Here is an 18,740-nt window from a genome sequence, read left to right on the forward strand (position 1 = left end):
TTCCACGCGTACCCATCCCGAACACGACCGTTAAGCCCTCCAGCGCCGATGGTACTTGGACCGAAGGGTCCTGGGAGAGTAGGACGTTGCCAAGCACACGAAGCCATTGTTGATTTATCAACAATGGCTTTTTTGTTCCCTTTATCGTTGAATTTAAATAATGTGGATAAGTTATGGTGAATTAACGAAATTATAAAAGTTACTAACATGTGGATGAAATAATAAAATATATTCAAAATTGAAAGTAGTCCCCAATTTATGTGGATAGAGCAGTGGTATATGTGGATACTTCAAGTAAATGCAAGGATATTTTGCATGGAAGGAGGATAAACAATGGACAACAGTAGCAATCTTGTGTGGATAGAAGATTTTTCTGTACATGCGAGCGACACGGATTATCGTTCGCAGGGTAAGTTATCCTTTATTCTGGATATCATGCAATGTGCGGCAGACTTCGCAGTGGGTAATTTGGGGATAAGTGTGGAAGAAATTCTGAACGCAGGAATGGGCTGGATGATGATTACGTTAGATCTTGATTTTAAGCGTATTCCCCGCCCGAATGATGTACTTAGCGTACATACCTGGAGTAAAGGCACTAGAGGGGCGCTGTGGCAACGGGATTATCGTATTTTCGATGCAGATCATATAGAGATCGCCACAGCACGATCCATATGGGCTTTAGTAGATATTGAGAAAAGAAAGATACTCAGACCGAACGCTCTTCCAGTTCAGGTTAAGCATTATAATGGCGATTCAGTAGGTGATATGCCTGTCAAGGTAACGATCCCTTCTGATATCACTATGGATGAAGCTTATCGGTATCAGGTAAGATATAGTGGGCTGGATAGCAATGGACATTTGAATAATGCCCGATACGGGGATTTATGTTGTGATGCGCTCAGTTTAGCGGAATGGGATAATGCAGAATTCAAACGCTTCCGGATCACTTATTTACAAGAAGCTAAGTTTGGGGATGAACTGACTATTTTACGTTCAGCTTTAACGGATGATGGTATATTTGTCCGTGGCCAGAATAGTGATATTGTATTTTTTGAAGCTTGTATTGAGTTGAAAGATGCAAATAAGTAAAAAGTTTATAAATATGGAATATTATTATAAAAGCGATTTCTCCGAACATCAATCGGGGCAGTCGCTTTTTTTATTGAAAAACAGATGATGTTTATAACATATTTGGAAAAAATTTTGAGCCTGTCACAATTAAAGGGATCACATTCGTTATATAGTTGTAGTCAATAACAAGGAGGTGATTCTTTGGAACGTCGCAGCCCCGGGGTCCAAGTGAATCAAACAATAATTAAAGAGGCTATTGATCAGGTTCTTGCGGGTAACCGCGAAGCCTATAGAACTATAATACAAACCTATGAAAGAAAGATTTATACGTATTGCTATTATATTTTGAGAAGTCATGAAGAAGCAGAGGATGCTGTGCAAGATATATTTGTAAAAGTGTATCAGGAACTCAGACGTTATGAGAAACGAGTCTCTTTTAGAGCATGGCTTTATAAAGTGGCCTATCATCATTGTCTGGATCAGGTTCGCAAACGCAAACGAAGAAACCGTCTCTTGTCGCTATATAAAGAGCAGCAGCCGAAAGCCTATTATAATCCTAACGATGAGGAGCCATTGCAGAAGTTATTTATGGATGATCTGACAGCTGAAGAGAGCAATCTTCTGATTCTTAAGGTGGTAGAGCAGTACAGTTTTGAAGAAATGGGTCAGATTATGGATTGTAATTCAGCTACTTTACGCAAAAAATTTGAACGTCTACGCAAAAAGTTAGTCCGGCAAAGAATGAATGAAGGAGGAAGCCCTCATGGAGAAATGGCAAGATCCAACTGAAAGTCAGAAGATGGAGCACATTCGTCAAACGTTCCAAAATCATGAAATGCCGGTAGAGAGTTTCAGCGATTCAATTATGAAGCGAATAGGAGACGAGGGAATGGAAAAACGAGCGTCAAGAAAAGGTGGGAATGATTTCCTGAAAAAATCATTGGTGGCTGCCGCGGCAGCAGCAGTGTTGGGTGCGGGAATAATCGGTAGCGGATTTATATCCCCCGTCATGGCTGAAACGTTGAAGCAGATTCCTGTTGTAGGAAGTATTTTTAAGGGTATTGACGATAAAGGTCTAAATGCTGCTGAAGAAAAAGGATTATCTACTGCGCCTAACCTAAGTGTCACCCATGATGGAGTGACTTTGAAGGTTACCGATGCCTATTATGACGGATCGCGGTTGGCTTTTGCGATTGAACGGGAAGGCATTGATAAGGATAAGATGATGGCAGAAATGTTTATTGAACCGATTGAATTCGATCCAGAGGTAAAAGAACAGCAGTATGCGAAAGTGACAATGAACCAGTCCGAAAAAGGGTTGTTGGGTTCAGCAGAAGTGAAATTGCCGAATGGAAAGAATCTGGAGAGCCAAATGTCGTCTTTTGGTGATGTTGAGGGGAAAAAGAATGCTATATTATACGATTATAGAAATCTAAATAATGTAGAGGCTTTGGGGAATGAATTTGAATTAAGCATCACTGTGCCGGTTACACAAATCGCAGAGCCTTTTGAAATCAAGGTACCGGTGAAAAAAGTAACGGAAGGAATTATCAAGCTTGATCTGAACCAAACAAAAGAGGCAGAAGAATTCAGTTATAGGATTACCAAGCTGGAATTAACTCCAGCAACAAGCAGATTACAGCTCAGAGAAGAAGGTAAAGCGCCAACTGTGAAAGAAAAGGATGGATACACAACCTCTGAAATGTTCTATGAAATTGTTGATGAACTAGGCAATGCATTTTCTTCGAGTGGGTCATTCAACTTGCCGGCTATAGTCTATCCTATGGTAGACAAAGATTTCAGTCCGTTCCCACAAACACCAAAAACAATTACAGTTAAGCCGTTTACTTACTCCATTGATGAGAGCCATAAAGCATTAAGAGATGAAGAAGGAATACAAGTTAAACATTATTATCCTGAGCTTGAACAAACGATTCAAGTGGAGCAAGAATAACTATTAATCCCATAACCAAAAAAAGTCCGTGTCTGCATAGCAGATACGGGCTTTTTGTTAAAAGATAAGAATTTATAAGCTAAACAACTATAATATCTTTATATTTCTAAGAGAAACGGTTGTCATTTATAAAAGACGACAACGTAGTCTCTTCTTGTGAAAATTCTAATGGAATATAGATTTCACTCACCGAGTTTTCGTTATCTGGTCCAAGGTAAAATTCACCATAATATTCCAATTCAAATGGAATGGATATCCTGTATTCTGTTTTCGGCAGCCAGATTCCGTAAATATATTTATACGTAGAAGGGATATCACAAGAGCGGCCCTTGTGGATGAATTTTAGATAACGTATGGGTGGCAATATATGCACGGGAAATTCCCGATTCTTGTCCGAATATATAGGGTTTAACTGGCAGGCACACATGATCGAAAATCCATTACTTTCATAGTCGTCTGGCCAGAAGCCAAGCTGATAATATTGTTCAGGTTGTATTCTATCAGATATAGAAGCTACCTTGTTGAAAAGCAAAGGCCAAGTATCAGAAATGACGGAGAAATCATGGTCTACTTTAACTACGGGTCCTTGAAGTACAATTTCCCCAAAATCAACGAGCTGGGGGGAGAGATTACTATTAGAAAGGACTTGAAGTAGATCCTGTTCATATAGTCTAGGGAGCAAAGGGAGTTTCGTTTCCGTAAGTCTTTTTCGGACAAGAGAGGGAGTCGTGTGTAGCATTCTTTTGAAGGCACGAGTAAAGGTCTCATAATTACTAAAGTTATAGTCTAATGAGATGTCCTGGAGTGAGCGTTCAGGCATTCGATGAATGTCCAAGGCTGCTTCAGTGATTTTGCGTCTGGCTATATAGTCGCCGGGTGCTATCCCAGTGACTGCTTGAAATAGACGGGTGAAATGATAAAGTGAGTATCCCATTTCTTTGGAGAGGACAGCTACAGGAAGAAACGTTATTAAGCGATCCTCAATGAGATCTAATGCTTGATTGATTAGTTGGCGATTGTTCAAGAGATGCCCTCCCATAACAGTTATTAGAAATGGTATCCAACATGATTACTTCAATTATTTGTTGTCCAGTCCCCCCAATTAGCAGCCCAACCCGGAACAGTCACTTCCATTACGCGATCTGTACTAGGAAAATAGGCTTTGATATCGAGAATTGGTGTTCCAGGATAGGTATCAAGCCCAGCCACCTCTACGATGCCAGAAGCTTCATCGACAGAGAGGATCGATGCTACACTAAGACCAATTGGATTAGGACGAATAGGAGAACGTGAAGCGAATACCCCAGTTATTGTCTCGTCATAAGGAGGCTTAATCTGTGTAGTCTGGCGGAAATGATCAGCTGCAAACTCGTGCAGCCACCAAAGCACTTGGCAATGACTAAATTGAGATAAACCTCTAAGCGCCGGGCTAAATTCCGGTTTGATTTCCAGTCGCAAATTACTTGGCATACCTGTAACCCAACCTATAGGTACTATATTATAGCTTTCTTGTTCGTTCATTGACTATGACTCCTTTCGGGTATCAGATATTATTTAGTGTATAACGGAGTCACCCGGTAAAGCCTGACGATATTTGCTAACATTCATTTAATGATATAATGAAATTTGATGTGGAAAGGGGAGCATTATGAAGACATTAGTATTGGCGGAGAAGCCGTCTGTTGCACGCGAGATCGCACGAGTCATGGGATGTAATAATAAACAGAAGAGTTATATTGAAGGTCCAAAATATGTGGTTACCTGGGCACTTGGTCATTTGGTCGGCCTGGCAGAGCCTGAGGATTATAATAAGAAGTTTGCAACTTGGGCCTTGGAGGATTTGCCGATTTTACCGGAGAAAGCTAAGCTTAAGGTGCTGCGGGAGACAAATCAGCAATACAAAGCCGTGCAGCATCTAATGAAGCGTCAGGACATCGAGGAGCTTATTGTTGCTACAGATGCTGCCCGTGAAGGGGAGCTGCTGGCTCGCTGGATTATGAATATGGCAGGGTGGAAAAAGCCATTCCGGCGGCTATGGATATCCTCGCAGACTGATAAGGCGATTAAAGAGGGATTCGCAAAGCTCCGCCCAGGTCGGGAATTTGATCGTCTGTATGAATCTGCACGTTGCCGAGCAGAGGCGGATTGGATGATTGGGCTGAATGTTACGCGGGCTTTGACTTGTAAGTTTGGTTCGCCGCTTTCCGCAGGACGGGTGCAAACGCCGACATTAGGGATGATCATGGATCGTGAACAGGAGATTACGAGTTTCCGTTCCGTTGATTTTGAGACGTTGACTGCAGATTTCGGAGATTTCCAAGCGGCTTGGCGGGCTAGTAATGGAGATGGGCGGATATTCGAAAAGGACAAGACGTCAAGCCTTAAGGATAAGCTTACTGGACGCAACGGACGTATTATAAAGGTACAAAAGAGTGAAAAGAGTGAGCCTCATCCACTCGCCTATGATCTGACTGAATTGCAGCGTGATGCGAACCGGAAGTTCGGCTTCTCCGCGAAGCAGACCTCCAGTGTACTTCAGCGGTTATATGAGCAGCACAAGCTTGTCACTTACCCGCGTACGGACAGTCGTTATTTAACTTCAGATATGACAGGCACACTCAAGGAAAGATTGGACAGTGTGGCTGTCGGCCCATATGCAGCTTTGGCACGTCCACTGCTTCGTAAACCGTTGCAGATTACGAAGCGGATCGTGGATGATAGTAAAGTAAGTGATCACCATGCCATTATTCCGACAGAGCAGACCGTATTGTTAAATGGTTTGAGTACTGAAGAACGTAAGCTGTATGATCTGATTGTGCGACGTTTTATCAGTTTGTTCTACCCACCAGCTCGTTATGATGTGGTAGCTGTCAACATCAACGTGGAAGGTGAGAGCTTCCATGTGAAAGGGACGACAGTAAAAGATGCTGGCTGGCGTGAAGCGTACGGCGGAGATATGAGTAACGATGACGACGAGGAATCATCGGATGAGCCAGCAGCTGGCAGTGTAAAGTTGCCTGAGCTGCGCGAAGGGGCAACTGTCACGATTGGCCGCTGTATTGTGCGTCCTGGACGAACACAGCCACCGAAGCGTTATAATGAAGCTTCGCTTTTGACGCAAATGGAGAAGCACGGACTGGGAACCCCGGCAACCCGCGCGGATATTATCGAGAAGCTGGTAAGCTCCGATACCATTGAACGCCAAGGGAATTTGCTGCATCCGACTGGAAAGGGTAAGCAGCTGATTGAGTTGGTATCTACTCAGCTACGGACACCGGATCTAACCGCGCGCTGGGAAGCTGAGCTGGAGAAAATAGCGCGTGGTCAAGGAAAACCGGAGCTCTTCTTACAAGGCATTCGCAGTATGGCACAGGAACTGGTGACAGGCGTCAAAACTAGTGGAGCAGAATACAAACCGCATAATGTCTCGAACAGTAATTGTCCGGAATGCGGTACAAGACTACTGGAGAAAAAGAGCAAACGTGGTAAGCTGCTTGTATGCCCTGCAGATAACTGTGGTTATACCCGCGCCGGAGAGAAAAGACTATCGAATCGCCGCTGCCCTCAGTGCCATAAGAAAATGGAGCTTAAAGAGGGTAAAGCAGGTATGTTCGTACAATGTCTGGGCTGTGGCATCACAGAAACCTTGGATAAAGACCACAAGCATGTTAATAAACGTGAACAGCAAAAGCTGGTGCAGCAATATAGTAAGCAAGAAAGCATTGGCTCTAACCTGGGGGAACTGCTGAAAGCAGCGCTTGAAGGGCAAAAGAAGGATAAGTAGAGAGGTAGGCCAACCCGTTGTTGCTACTAACTTCTGCTTAAATAATGAAGGCTGCTGAGTATCTCAGTAGCCTTTTTTCTGTCGGCGTAAGTTTTTGTGGTCTACAGATAGGCTTTGAATTAGAATGTTAAGCAAATACATAGAGCAGGTGATTGGGGTGGAGCTGAACAACAAGTGGATCAACTAAAAGCAGCAGATAGCCCACAGGGGCAAGGTGGTAGCAGGTTTTTCTTTCTCGTTATTGTATTTATGTTCTGGTTCTCTTCTTATATTTAGGTTCCGGTGCTTTCCCCTTATGTAGAGCATTTGGGAGCATCATATTTTATGGTGGACATGGTGCTTGGCGTATACGGGTTAATGCAGATTCTGTTCCGACTGCCGATTGGCATCGGTTCGGATTATTTGAATCGGCGGAGGCCGTTTATCTATTTGGGACTGATTGCGAGCGGGACCAGTTGCTTTCTTTTTATGTGGGGAGCACAGCCTGGTTGGGCATTGGCAGCACGTGCGGTATCCGGTATAGCGGCTTCGGCATGGGTTGTGTACACGGTAATGTTCGCAGGATATTTCCCGAAAGAGGAAGCTGGAAAAGCGATGGGCATGCTGCAATTCACTACGGTAATCGCCCAATTGACCAGTATGATGATCAGTGGCTATATGGTGGAGCATTGGGGCTGGAATACCCCGTTTCTGATGGGTGGAATTGTAGCGATTGCGGCGTTGTTGCTTGCTTTGCGATTGCCTGAACAAAAACAGGAGAAACGGAAAAGTGCAATCCAGCTCAAGGATCTAGCGGGTGTTATGAAGGAACCGCTCTTGGTAAGAGTTTCACTCCTGTCTGTATTGGCACACTGTGTGCTATTCATAACGATGTTCGGATATACTCCGAACCAAGCCCTGAACATCGGAGCAAGCAAAGAAAGCTTGGGCTGGCTGACGCTCGCTTTTATGATTCCGCATGCTGTCGCGACCCTCTATGGCTCACGGACATTTGGTAGGCTGCTAGGAGACAGGGGAACGCTTCTCATAGGCTTCACGGGAAGTGCATTGTTTACACTACTTATTCCTTCTATGCCGACGTTAGCGATGCTCTGTCTGACTCAGGTAGGAAACGGATTTATGCAGGGACTTATTTTTCCATTGTTGCTAGGCAAGTCGGTGTCAGAAGTAGATCCATATAAACGAGCAACAGCTATGGGATTCTATCAGGCTGTCTATGCGGTAGGTATGTCGGCGGGGCCGTTCGTGGCAGGCTGGATGAGTGCTCTGTATGGTTTGATCGGAGGGTTCTGGCTGGGTGGAATTGCGGCGGGGCTGGCTGCAGTGTTGTCATGGATATGGATGAAGGATGCGAAGCAGTGAAACGTTAGAGGCGGGTTGCGAAGTTATCAGCGCGTGTAAGGATGATTGGTTTTTTGTGAAAAAGAGGAATATAATAGAGATAGATAGGAAGCAAGGAGGAGAGCCCGGGAGAATGGTCAAGGTTATAATGTTGTGGTTTGTGGTAATTAATATTATCGGGTATGTAGTGATGTCCGAAGACAAGAACAAAGCCCGTAAACGGCGAGAACGTGTACCTGAGAAGACACTTTTTCTGCTGGCAGCTATGGGCGGGGCACTAGGCGTGCTGATTGCCATGTATCGTAAGCGCCACAAGACGCGACATATGTCCTTTAGGATCGGAATTCCGTTACTTCTGTTGCTGAATATCTTTTTGTACAGCTATTTTTTAAGGTGATAGTCTTAATGATTACAAACTAGAAAAAGAGGTGGCGTACATGTTATTCTCTAAAATTTTACTCGCCTATGATGGATCTAAGGCTTCTAATCAAGCATTGGAGCGCGCAATTGAACTCGCAAAAGTAACACCGGGCTCTACGATGCATGTCGTTCACGCATTTGAATTCCCAAGATTTTTTATCGGAGAAGCTCTAGCACCACTACCGGCTTCAGTAAATAAAGAATATTATGATTTAGCAGTGCAGACTACAGAAGAGGTGAAGGGACGCCTTGAGGCTGAAGGCTTGAATGCTGAGGTTGAGCTATTACAAGGATCTCCCGCTGAAGTGATTTTGAAATATGCTAAGGAACATGCTATAGATGTAATTGTTATCGGCAGCCGCGGACTTGGCGGAATACGTGAATTTGTCCTGGGAAGTGTGAGTCATAATGTAGTACAAAGCGCTCGCATTCCGGTGTTGGTAGTAAAATAATATAAAGTTGAAAGGGACGCTTATGGCGTTCCTTTTTTCAAATATAAGAAAGTATAAGTTTTACGCTTAATATAACATCTGTTGTTAGAGCTAAGAGTGTACGGAAAGAAGTCTTTATCATCAAAATAAGTGGCTATTGAGAATTTAAATACGCCTAAAAGCGAACATTTAGTAATCGGAATTTACCAATGTTCGTGTTTGAGTTGACATCCTGTGTAGGGGATTGTTAAACTGATGTCATGAGCAACTCGTATAAAACCGGGGATATGGCCCGGAAGTTTCTACCCGGGAACCGTAAATTACCGGACTACGAGGAAATAGGATGATAGAATGCAGCAATGCGGTCCGAGTAACGGAGTGATGCATTGTGCCGTTTTCCGCGCTTAATGCAGCCTAGTGATAGGCAAGCGGATTATTTTATTTTTTCCTAATTTCTTTATTAGTCCGATCCTCCCGCAGCAAAATGCGTCTGGTCATCGGGCTTTTTTTATTCTAATTCACAAGATAAAGATATCCATACTAGTGATCGGAAGGTAGGTCGAATCATGTCTGTGCAGGTAGCTGTTATCATGGGCAGTAAATCGGATTGGGATACGATGGAGCACGCTTGTACGGTGCTTGAAGAGCTGGGATTATCTTATGAGAAGAAGGTAGTATCTGCGCACCGGACGCCGGACTTAATGTTCAGCTATGCGGAGGAAGCAGCGGGCCGGGGCATTCGCGTCATTATTGCGGGAGCGGGTGGTGCCGCGCATTTGCCGGGTATGGTGGCAGCAAAGACGATCCTGCCTGTGATTGGAGTGCCAGTGCAGTCGAAGGCGCTTAATGGACTGGATTCGCTTCTCTCCATCGTGCAGATGCCAGGAGGCATTCCAGTGGCAACGGTAGCCATTGGTAAGGCAGGAGCCATTAATGCGGGCCTCCTGGCCGCACAGATTATCGGAGCGTTCGATCCAGAAGTGCAGCAGCGCGCGCAGCTGCGGCGGGATGCGATCCGCGATGAAGTCCTTGAAAGCAGCGACAGCTTATGAGACCGGAGGAGCTGAAGCTGCAGGAGGATGGCGGTGCTAACTCGCCAGCCGCTATGGATGCGTCCGGCACGGACACCGTCCGGACGCTACTGCCCGGCGCGACCGTCGGCGTGCTCGGCGGCGGGCAGCTCGGGCGGATGATGGCGCTGGCTGGCAGCGCCATGGGTTACCGCTTCGTGGCGCTGGACCCTGCGCCGGATGCGCCTAGCGGTCAAGTTACGCCGCAGATTACAGCGGCGTATAACGACCGGGACGCGGCGCGGGAGCTAGCCCGCCGCTCGGACGTCATCACGTACGAGTTCGAGAACGTCGATGCGGGAGTTGCCGCGCTGTTGACGGAGGAATCGTACGTGCCGCAGGGCAGCGCGCTGCTGTATACGACGCAGCATCGGCTGCGCGAAAAAGCCGCCATCGAGGAGGCAGGCGTACCCGTCGCCCCGTACCGGAAGGTGGATAGCCTTGCGGAGCTGAAAGTGGCGGCGGCTGAACTTGGACTTCCCTGTGTGCTGAAGACAGCCACAGGCGGTTATGACGGTAAGGGACAAGCCGTGATCCGTCAGGAAGAAGAGCTGGAAGAAGCCTTCCGGCAAGTAGCGCCAGGTGAGGTAATCCCGGAGCTGGTGCTTGAGAAATTTGTAGCTTTCAAGTGTGAAATATCCGTTGTTGTAGCACGCAGTGCATCTGGAGAGGTTAAGAGCTTCCCTCCCTCTGAGAATATTCATGTGAATAATATTTTGCATCTGTCGATTGTGCCTGCAAGAGTGTCAGAGGAGATTCAGCTTAGAGCATGCGAATTGGCAGAGACATTAATCGCTGGACTTGATGCGGTTGGGCTACTGGCGGTGGAAATGTTCGTCACAGAGGATGGACAATTGTTCGTCAATGAGCTGGCACCAAGGCCGCATAACTCCGGACACTACACCATGGATGCTTGCACGACTTCACAGTTCGAGCAGCATGTCCGGGCGATCTGTAATCTACCGCTGGGAGATACAACGCTTTTGACACCTGTAGTTATGGTAAATGTACTAGGCCAGCATTTGGATGGCGCCATTAAAGCGACCTGTACACAGGACGAAAAAGATAATAAGCTGGGTGTTGTACCTAAGCTTCATATATATGGCAAGACTGAGAGTAAGACCGGCCGCAAGATGGGCCATATCAATCTGCTCTGCAAGGATACCGGAGACGGCTTGTCCTGGGTGGAGCAATCTAAACTTTGGAGGAACTAAAGAATATGATCGAACGTTACAGCAGACCTGAGATGCGAGCTATTTGGACGGAGGAAAATAAATTCAAAGCGTGGCTGGAAGTTGAGATTTGCGCTTGTGAAGCATGGGCTGAGCTGGGAGTAATCCCGCACGAAGACGCAGATAAACTGCGTAAGGACGCTAAATTCGACATCGCACGCATTGATGAAATAGAACAAGAGACTCGTCATGACGTTATCGCATTTACACGTGCGGTTTCCGAGAGCCTTGGTGCAGAACGCAAATGGGTTCACTACGGTCTTACTTCTACTGACGTGGTAGATACGGCGCTAGGTTACTTGCTGCGTCAAGCAAATGAAATTCTTGAGAAGGATATCATCAACTTTATTGAGATCCTTAAAGATAAAGCTGTTGCTTACAAGGATACGCCGATGATGGGCCGTACGCATGGTGTTCATGCCGAGCCAACTACCTTCGGTCTGAAAATGGCACTATGGTACGAAGAAATGAAACGTAACCTGGAGCGTTTCCGCCATGCTGCGAATGGAGTGCAGTTCGGTAAAATCTCCGGTGCCGTTGGTACGTACGCTAACATCGATCCTTTTGTAGAAGAATTCGTTTGCCGCAAGCTTGGCACAAGCCCAGCTCCAATCTCTACACAAACTCTGCAGCGTGACCGTCACGCTGAATACATGGCTGCTCTTGCTTTGGTAGCGACTTCGTTAGACAAATTCGCTACTGAAATCCGCGCCCTGCAAAAGAGTGAGATTCGTGAAGTGGAAGAAGCTTTTGCCAAAGGTCAAAAGGGTTCATCCGCTATGCCTCACAAACGGAACCCCATTGGCTGCGAGAATATTTCCGGTCTGTCCCGCGTGATTCGCGGACATATGGTTACAGCTTACGAGAACGTGCCACTCTGGCATGAACGCGATATCTCGCACTCCTCTGTGGAACGTATCATCCTTCCGGATGCGACAATGCTGCTCAACTACATGCTGAACCGTTTCGGAAACATCGTGAAGAACCTGACTGTATTCCCAGAGAATATGAAGCGTAACATGAACCGTACCTTCGGCGTTCCTTTCTCCGGTCGGATCCTGACTAAACTGATCGACAAAGGCCTTAGCCGTGAGCAAGCGTACGATACCGTTCAACCGCGTGCTATGCAAGCATGGGAAGAGCAAAAACAATTCCGCGATATCGTGGAAGCTACACCTGAAATCACTAACGTTCTTACCCCGGAAGAAATTGAAGATGCATTTAACCCTTCTTGGCACCTTAAGCATGTGGACACCATCTTCCGCAAGCTAGAGCTTATCTAAAAAAAAGATAGGTTAGTGGTGAACTAAGGAGCGCAGCAATAAATAGGCGGAAGAGTTGTGGAAAGAGCTTAATTGTTCAGTAGAGCAGGATGGTATGAGGTTTGCAATATGGATTAAGGTTGAAGAAGGAACGAAGAGAATTTTTGGAACTGTAGAAGCGTAGCGTTCGCCTTTATCCTCGGATTTCTACCGCGAGAAGCGGTTCAAATCAAGAAATCTGAGGGTAACAGCGATCGGAAGTCCAAACATTTCTCGCAGTGGTCCCGTTTAACCAGATCTTTATTTCAGACTTCACAATTCCTCGGAAGAATAATTCGAGCTTGGAGCGACTTTTACGCAGATATAAATCAAGATCATTAGTTCAAGGGAGGAAAGGTCATGACATCGTCGGCCGTATCCACAGCCGTGGAACTCATCAATGCGCCGCTGCTCTATAAAGGAAAGGTTCGTGAGCTGTACGATTTAGGGGAGAATGTACTGATCGTCGTTACGGATCGGATATCTGCTTTTGACTATGTACTGGACCCAGCGGTACCTGAAAAGGGTAATGTGCTTAACCGTCTGAGTGCGTTCTGGTTCGGAAAGACCAAAGAGCGGATGGAGAATCATGTCGTTCATATCGATGTGGATCTGCTCGGAGACATCGTTAAGGACAAAGAGGCACTCAGAAACCGTGTTATGGTGGTACGCAAAGCGGAGCGCATTGACATCGAATGTGTTGTGCGTGGGTGCATCACTGGTGGGGGCTGGAGACAGTATCAAGAAACCGGCAAAGTGAATGGTATTGAGCTTCCTAAGGATTTGCGCAAAAATGCGCTGCTGGCACAGCCAATCTTTACCCCTGCGGCTAAAAACGATGTAGGTCATGATGAGGATATTCCTTTTGAAAAAATGCAGGAGTTAATCGGTGCTGATCTAGCACTTGAGCTGCGGGAGAAGAGCTTGCAGTTGTTCTCTTTTGCCAGAGAGTACTGTGCTGAGCGGGGAATCATTCTTGCAGATTGTAAATTCGAATTCGGCTTGCTGGATGGCAAGGTGATTCTAATTGATGAGATTTTTACGCCGGATGCTTCTCGTTTCTGGGCCAAGGACAAATATGCTCTTGATATCGAAATTGATAGCATGGATAAAGAGCCTGTTCGTACGTATCTATCTGAATCCTCCTGGGATAAAAATAGCAAACCTGATCCACTTCCGCTAGAAGTAGTTGAAGAAACTACGCGCCGTTATCTGGACATTTATCATCGTCTTACTGGCAAGTCTTTATAGCTCAACATTGTGTGTTTACTCATGGGAATAAATTAAGTATGTGTTTTTTAAGCTAGAGTTACTTTTAGTAGAGTTTCAGCTTTCAGAAAGTATATACACATAAAAATTTAGGAGGAACTACAAGCATATGTTAAAAGCGACGGTATATGTCACCATCAAGAAAAGCGTTCTCGATCCACAAGGTGTAGCGGTGCAAGGAGCACTTCATTCAGTAGGTTTTCAAGAAGTTGAAAGTTTGCGTATTGGGAAATATATGGAGCTGACTTTGGACACGGATAACCGTGCTGAAGCAGAAGTACGTCTCAAGGAAATGTGCGAAAAGCTACTTGCCAACACGGTGATCGAGGATTACCGCTACGAATTGGAGGACTAAACGACATGAAATTTGCTGTACTTGTCTTCCCAGGCTCTAACTGTGATATTGATTGCTACAAGGCGGTAGAGGACAGTCTCGGCGAACCAGTCGATTATGTGTGGCATACAGCGACAGATTTGTCGGCGTATGATTGCATTTTGGTTCCAGGCGGCTTCTCATATGGTGATTACCTGCGCTGCGGCGCGATTTCAAGATTTGCTCCTGTAATGGTTGAAGTTGCTAAAGCAGCAGAGCAAGGCAAATTCGTGCTAGGCATTTGCAATGGGTTCCAAATTCTTACTGAGGCTGGTTTGTTGCCAGGCGCGCTGCGTCGTAACATGTCCATGAAGTTCCGTTGTCATGATACAGTGCTTAAGGTTGTTAATAACGAAACCCCATTTACTATTGACTATGCTAAGGATGAAGAAATCATCATCCCGATCGCTCACGGTGAAGGTAACTATTACTGTGATGAAGAGACTTTAGCAGAACTGAAAGCTAACCATCAGATCGTGTTCACATACAGCGATAATCCAAACGGCTCTGTAGCTGATATTGCGGGTGTTAGTAATGTGCAGGGTAATGTAGTCGGCATGATGCCTCACCCTGAGCGTGCAGCTAACAGCTTACTCGGATCAGAAGATGGCAAACGGATGTTCACATCTATACTGAAGACTTGGAGGGATCGTCATGACGCAGCAAGTATCCGTTAAGGAACCGACCGCAGAACAGATCGCGGAGCAGAAAATTTACAGCCAATTCGGTGTGTCGGACAGCGAATATGAGCTCATCAAGTCTTTTATGGGACGCTTGCCGAACTATACTGAAATCGGCGTGTTCAGCGTAATGTGGTCCGAACACTGTGCATACAAGAACTCGAAGCCATTATTGAAACGTTTCCCAGTTACTGGACCACGTGTCCTAATGGGACCCGGAGAGGGCGCAGGGATTGTAGATATCGGAGACAACCAAGCGGTTGTATTCAAAATCGAAAGTCATAACCACCCGTCTGCGGTAGAACCTTTCCAAGGTGCGGCAACAGGCGTGGGCGGCATCATTCGTGATATTTTTTCCATGGGCTCAAGACCTATCGCACTGCTGAATTCCTTGCGTTTCGGCAAGTTGGAAAGCGATCGTGTGAAGTATTTGTTCGAGCATGTCGTGTCTGGCATTGCTGGTTATGGTAACTGTATCGGGATTCCAACCGTGGGCGGCGAAATCATGTTTGATGATAGCTATGACGGTAACCCACTTGTTAACGCAATGTGTGTCGGTCTAATTGATCATGATAAAATCCAGCGTGGTGTCGCTAAAGGGGTAGGGAACCCGGTCTTCTACGTAGGTCCTCCTACTGGACGTGATGGAATTCATGGGGCTACTTTTGCATCCGTGGAACTAAGTGAAGAGTCAGAAGCTAAACGTACAGCTGTACAAGTAGGCGATCCATTTATGGAGAAACTCGTAATGGAATCTTGCCTGGAATTGATCGATAGCGGCATCGTTATTGGGATTCAGGATATGGGTGCAGCTGGACTTACCTGCTCTAGTGCCGAGATGGCAAGTAAAGCGGGCAACGGTCTGGAGCTGTATCTTGATCAGGTGCCACAACGTGAAGATGGCATGACCCCTTATGAAATGATGCTTTCGGAATCGCAAGAACGGATGTTGTTCGTAGTAGAACCGAAGGATGAAGCTCAGGCGCAAGAGATTTTTGATCGCTGGGGTGTAATCTGCTGTAAGGTCGGTAAAGTTACGGATGATGGTCGCTTGAAGCTGTATCATCACGGTGAGGTTGTCGGTGATATGCCAGTAACAGCGCTTGTGGATGAGTGTCCAGTCTATAACAAACCATCTGAGGTTCCTGCTTATTATGTAGAAAATGAATCGGTAGATACGCTTCGTTACGCGGAAGTTACAGATCTAGGCGGCGCACTTCGTACTGTTCTTGGATCACCAACCGTAGCAAGCAAAGCTTGGGTATACAACCAATATGATTACATGGTTCGGACTAGTACGGCTGTTCGACCTGGATCTGATGCGGCTGTAGTTACCATTCATGGTACACGTAAAGGACTTGCGATGACCACGGACTGTAACGGGCGCTACGTTTATCTTGATCCTGAAGTGGGCGGACGGATTGCAGTCAGCGAAGCGGCTCGTAACATCGTTTGTTCGGGTGCTGAACCGCTTGCTATTACCGATAACCTAAACTTCGGAAACCCTGAGAAACCTGATGTGTTCTGGCAAATGGAACGTGCGGTTGATGGTATGGCTGAAGCTTGTCGTGTGCTGGATACTCCGGTTATCGGCGGGAATGTCAGTCTTTATAACGAAAATACTACGGGATCCATCTACCCAACGCCGGTTGTCGGCATGGTTGGTTTAGTAACGGATACGGATCATATTACGACTCAAGGCTTCAAACAAGAAGGAGATTCCATCCTTCTGCTTGGCGTAACAAAAGCTGAGCTTGGTGGTAGTGAATTTCAATATGCCGTTCATGGTGTAACGGAAGGTCGTCCTCCAGCTTTGGATTTGGCTACTGAGAAAAAACTGCTGAGCGCAGTGCTTAGCTCGATTCGCGGCGGTCTGGTGCGTTCGGCACATGACTTGTCCGAAGGCGGCCTTGCTGTAGCACTTGCAGAGAGCTGTATCAGCGGTGGCGTTGGTGCGAACGTTGAACTATCTGCTAATGGACTTAGATCCGATGTAGCATTGTTCAGCGAAAGCCAATCACGCATTGTGCTGACGGCAGCGCCTGAACGTGCGGAAGAGCTGAAAGCAGCGATTGCTGCCAGCGGCGTACCAGTGGAAATCATCGGAACTGTAGGTGGAGACAGACTGCGCGTAAATCTGGACGGTGCATCCGTATTAGATGAAGCTGTAGCAGAATTGAAATTCGTTTGGGAGGATGCTATTCCATGTCTTATGAAATAAAGACCGGGAAAGAGCAGGAGACTCCTATCCTGTGGACTGGTGACTTTTACAATGAAGGAACGGGCTCGGGAGATATTTTTGACACATTAAAAGAAGAATGCGGCGTTTTCGGGGTCTTCGGACACCCGGAAGCGGCGTCCATGTCTTATTACGGCTTGCACGCCTTACAGCACCGTGGGGAAGAAAGTGCGGGCATCTGCGTCGCAGATGGTCGTGATTTCAACTATCACCGCGGGATGGGGTTAGTAAAAGAAGTATTCGACAAGGACAAAATTGCCTCGCTGGTGGGAGACATGTCCATCGGGCATGTACGTTATTCCACCAGCGGAGACAGCCGCTTAACCAATGCACAGCCGCTCGTATTCAAATATCGTGACGGTGATTTGGCGATTGCTACGAACGGTAACATAGTAAATGAACCGTTGATTCGTAAACAGCTAGAGCAAAGCGGATCGATCTTCCAAACCACAAGTGATACAGAAGTGCTGGCGCATCTGATTGCGCGTTCGTCAAAGGATTTTGTTGAAGCGGCTAAGGATGCGCTAAAACAACTGGTTGGCGGGTTTGCTTTTCTGCTCATGACGAATGACAAATTAATTGTCGCTTCGGATTCCCATGGTTTGCGTCCGCTTGTAATGGGACGGATCGGCGATGCCTATATTTTTGCTTCCGAATCTTGCGCCTTAGAAGTAATCGGAGCTCAGCTGGTTCGCGATATCGAACCTGGCGAACTGCTCGTGCTCGATAAAAATGGCCTCTTAGAGGATCGTTTTACCGAGCCCAAACGTAAAGCGCTGTGCGCGATGGAGTATATTTACTTCTCTCGCCCAGACAGTGATATGAATGGCGCTAACCTGCACACCGCCCGTAAGCGGATGGGTAGCCGAATGGCATTAGAAGCTTTCGTAGATGCTGACCTCGTAACTGGTGTGCCGGATTCAAGTATCTCGGCAGCGATTGGATTTGCGGAGCAGACGGGCATTCCTTATGAGCTTGGGCTCATCAAGAACAAGTACACAGGCCGGACCTTCATCCAGCCGAGCCAAGAGCTGCGTGAGCAAGGTGTGAAAATGAAGCTGAGCGCCGTGCGCAGTGTGGTTGATGGCAAACGTGTTGTCATGATCGATGATTCCATCGTGCGTGGTACAACTTCACGGCGGATCGTCAATCTGCTTCGTGAAGCGGGAGCCGTTGAAGTACATGTGCGGATTACATCGCCGCCCTTCAAGAATCCTTGCTTCTACGGCATTGATACCCCAGACCGCCGCGATCTCATCGCGTCCTACAAGACCATTGCGGAAATGTGCGAAGAGATCAACGCCGATTCTTTGGCATTCTTGTCACCGGAAGGCTTAATCTCATCCATTGGTGGTCACAACAAAGATGATTACAAAGGCGGGTTATGCCTTTCCTGCTTCGATAATGATTACCCGACGCAGGTTGATTTTGGCGGGGCTGAGAAAGACGGCTGCTCGTGTTGACATCCCCCTAAGTCCCCCTTGCAAAGGGGGATTCCGAAGGGCTCTGCCCTCCGGCCACCCGAAAGCTCGGCGGTAGGAGTTGGGTTATAACTTGCTAAGAAGACTTGGGTAC

General features: G+C 46.6%; 17 protein-coding genes, 1 rRNA gene and 1 riboswitch. Of the genes, 16 read left to right on the plus strand and 2 right to left on the minus strand.

Annotated elements, in window-relative coordinates; genetic code table 11:
• The 4 genes from rrf to UQ64_RS28975 all read left to right on the plus strand — a co-directional run.
• Positions 1-95 (plus strand): 5S ribosomal RNA (gene rrf, locus UQ64_RS28960); the annotation flags it as partial.
• Between the two features lie 238 nt (positions 96-333).
• Positions 334-1,089, plus strand: a complete 756-nt coding sequence (locus UQ64_RS28965) for an acyl-[acyl-carrier-protein] thioesterase (RefSeq protein WP_060626900.1) — start codon at positions 334-336, stop codon at positions 1,087-1,089.
• Between the two features lie 183 nt (positions 1,090-1,272).
• Entirely contained in the window at positions 1,273-1,860 is a 588-nt protein-coding gene (locus UQ64_RS28970) for an RNA polymerase sigma factor (protein ID WP_060626901.1), read from the plus strand.
• Positions 1,835-3,025 carry a DUF4179 domain-containing protein gene (locus UQ64_RS28975; RefSeq protein ID WP_060626902.1) on the plus strand — a complete coding sequence of 397 codons (1,191 nt, stop codon included), beginning with the start codon at positions 1,835-1,837 and terminating at the stop codon, positions 3,023-3,025. Before UQ64_RS28970 ends, UQ64_RS28975 begins: the two co-directional genes overlap by 26 nt.
• Before the next feature lie 106 nt (positions 3,026-3,131).
• Here the strand turns inward: UQ64_RS28975 and UQ64_RS28980 are convergent, their stop codons facing one another.
• Together UQ64_RS28980 and tsaA are read right to left on the minus strand one after the other, a co-directional pair.
• Positions 3,132-4,049, minus strand: coding sequence for an AraC family transcriptional regulator (locus tag UQ64_RS28980; RefSeq protein WP_060626903.1), 918 nt, complete (start codon positions 4,047-4,049; stop codon positions 3,132-3,134).
• A 50-nt stretch (positions 4,050-4,099) separates the two neighbouring features.
• Complete coding sequence (tsaA, locus tag UQ64_RS28985; protein ID WP_060626904.1) at positions 4,100-4,546, minus strand: tRNA (N6-threonylcarbamoyladenosine(37)-N6)-methyltransferase TrmO; 447 nt, start codon at positions 4,544-4,546, stop codon at positions 4,100-4,102.
• Positions 4,547-4,673: 127 nt separating this feature from the next.
• On the opposite strand from tsaA, the gene UQ64_RS28990 reads away from it, so the two are divergent.
• The 12 genes from UQ64_RS28990 to purF all read left to right on the plus strand — a co-directional run bounded on the left by UQ64_RS28990 (position 4,674) and on the right by purF (position 18,628).
• Entirely contained in the window at positions 4,674-6,809 is a 2,136-nt protein-coding gene (locus tag UQ64_RS28990; protein ID WP_060626905.1) for a DNA topoisomerase III, read from the plus strand.
• 282 nt (positions 6,810-7,091) lie between these two features.
• On the plus strand, positions 7,092-8,171 hold the full coding sequence (locus tag UQ64_RS28995) for an MFS transporter (RefSeq protein ID WP_280818270.1): 1,080 nt from the start codon (positions 7,092-7,094) through the stop codon (positions 8,169-8,171).
• Between the two features lie 112 nt (positions 8,172-8,283).
• Entirely contained in the window at positions 8,284-8,547 is a 264-nt protein-coding gene (locus tag UQ64_RS29000) for a DUF1294 domain-containing protein (protein ID WP_042193264.1), read from the plus strand.
• Between the two features lie 40 nt (positions 8,548-8,587).
• A complete protein-coding gene (locus UQ64_RS29005) occupies positions 8,588-9,022 on the plus strand; it encodes a universal stress protein (RefSeq protein WP_042184737.1) in 435 nt (144 codons plus the stop codon).
• Between the two features lie 228 nt (positions 9,023-9,250).
• A riboswitch (purine riboswitch) is annotated at positions 9,251-9,352 on the plus strand.
• A 215-nt stretch (positions 9,353-9,567) separates the two neighbouring features.
• A complete protein-coding gene (gene purE, locus UQ64_RS29010) occupies positions 9,568-10,053 on the plus strand; it encodes a 5-(carboxyamino)imidazole ribonucleotide mutase (protein ID WP_060626906.1) in 486 nt (161 codons plus the stop codon).
• Positions 10,054-10,106: 53 nt separating this feature from the next.
• Positions 10,107-11,285, plus strand: a complete 1,179-nt coding sequence (purK, locus tag UQ64_RS29015) for a 5-(carboxyamino)imidazole ribonucleotide synthase (RefSeq protein WP_060626925.1) — start codon at positions 10,107-10,109, stop codon at positions 11,283-11,285.
• 5 nt (positions 11,286-11,290) lie between these two features.
• On the plus strand, positions 11,291-12,586 hold the full coding sequence (gene purB / locus UQ64_RS29020; RefSeq protein WP_060626907.1) for an adenylosuccinate lyase: 1,296 nt from the start codon (positions 11,291-11,293) through the stop codon (positions 12,584-12,586).
• A gap of 378 nt (positions 12,587-12,964) precedes the next feature.
• Positions 12,965-13,855: a phosphoribosylaminoimidazolesuccinocarboxamide synthase gene (locus UQ64_RS29025; protein WP_060626908.1), complete on the plus strand. Its 891-nt coding sequence runs from the start codon at positions 12,965-12,967 to the stop codon at positions 13,853-13,855.
• A gap of 127 nt (positions 13,856-13,982) precedes the next feature.
• On the plus strand, positions 13,983-14,228 hold the full coding sequence (gene purS, locus UQ64_RS29030; RefSeq protein ID WP_036680912.1) for a phosphoribosylformylglycinamidine synthase subunit PurS: 246 nt from the start codon (positions 13,983-13,985) through the stop codon (positions 14,226-14,228).
• Between the two features lie 5 nt (positions 14,229-14,233).
• Entirely contained in the window at positions 14,234-14,923 is a 690-nt protein-coding gene (gene purQ, locus UQ64_RS29035; protein WP_060626909.1) for a phosphoribosylformylglycinamidine synthase subunit PurQ, read from the plus strand.
• Positions 14,901-17,147 carry a phosphoribosylformylglycinamidine synthase subunit PurL gene (purL, locus tag UQ64_RS29040; protein ID WP_060626910.1) on the plus strand — a complete coding sequence of 749 codons (2,247 nt, stop codon included), beginning with the start codon at positions 14,901-14,903 and terminating at the stop codon, positions 17,145-17,147. The genes purQ and purL overlap by 23 nt, the downstream gene beginning before the upstream one ends.
• A complete protein-coding gene (purF, locus tag UQ64_RS29045) occupies positions 17,132-18,628 on the plus strand; it encodes an amidophosphoribosyltransferase (protein WP_060626911.1) in 1,497 nt (498 codons plus the stop codon). The genes purL and purF overlap by 16 nt, the downstream gene beginning before the upstream one ends.
• The last annotated feature ends 112 nt before the right edge of the window (positions 18,629-18,740 follow it).

This window comes from Paenibacillus etheri (genome assembly GCF_001012825.1).
Classification (GTDB): domain Bacteria; phylum Bacillota; class Bacilli; order Paenibacillales; family Paenibacillaceae; genus Paenibacillus_AQ; species Paenibacillus_AQ etheri.

Bases quoted from the DNA above. Each gene is read 5' to 3' on its own strand.
- UQ64_RS29000 (WP_042193264.1), top strand. From the start codon at position 8,284: ATGGTCAAGGTTATAATGTTGTGGTTTGTGGTAATTAATATTATCGGG.
- UQ64_RS28990 (WP_060626905.1), top strand. From the start codon at position 4,674: ATGAAGACATTAGTATTGGCGGAGAAGCCGTCTGTTGCACGCGAGATC.
- purK (WP_060626925.1), top strand. From the start codon at position 10,107: ATGGATGCGTCCGGCACGGACACCGTCCGGACGCTACTGCCCGGCGCG.
- purL (WP_060626910.1), top strand. From the start codon at position 14,901: ATGACGCAGCAAGTATCCGTTAAGGAACCGACCGCAGAACAGATCGCG.
- UQ64_RS29005 (WP_042184737.1), top strand. From the start codon at position 8,588: ATGTTATTCTCTAAAATTTTACTCGCCTATGATGGATCTAAGGCTTCT.
- tsaA (WP_060626904.1), bottom strand. From the start codon at position 4,546: ATGAACGAACAAGAAAGCTATAATATAGTACCTATAGGTTGGGTTACA.
- UQ64_RS28975 (WP_060626902.1), top strand. From the start codon at position 1,835: ATGGAGAAATGGCAAGATCCAACTGAAAGTCAGAAGATGGAGCACATT.
- purF (WP_060626911.1), top strand. From the start codon at position 17,132: ATGTCTTATGAAATAAAGACCGGGAAAGAGCAGGAGACTCCTATCCTG.
- UQ64_RS29025 (WP_060626908.1), top strand. From the start codon at position 12,965: ATGACATCGTCGGCCGTATCCACAGCCGTGGAACTCATCAATGCGCCG.
- UQ64_RS28965 (WP_060626900.1), top strand. From the start codon at position 334: ATGGACAACAGTAGCAATCTTGTGTGGATAGAAGATTTTTCTGTACAT.
- purB (WP_060626907.1), top strand. From the start codon at position 11,291: ATGATCGAACGTTACAGCAGACCTGAGATGCGAGCTATTTGGACGGAG.
- purQ (WP_060626909.1), top strand. From the start codon at position 14,234: ATGAAATTTGCTGTACTTGTCTTCCCAGGCTCTAACTGTGATATTGAT.
- purS (WP_036680912.1), top strand. From the start codon at position 13,983: ATGTTAAAAGCGACGGTATATGTCACCATCAAGAAAAGCGTTCTCGAT.
- purE (WP_060626906.1), top strand. From the start codon at position 9,568: ATGTCTGTGCAGGTAGCTGTTATCATGGGCAGTAAATCGGATTGGGAT.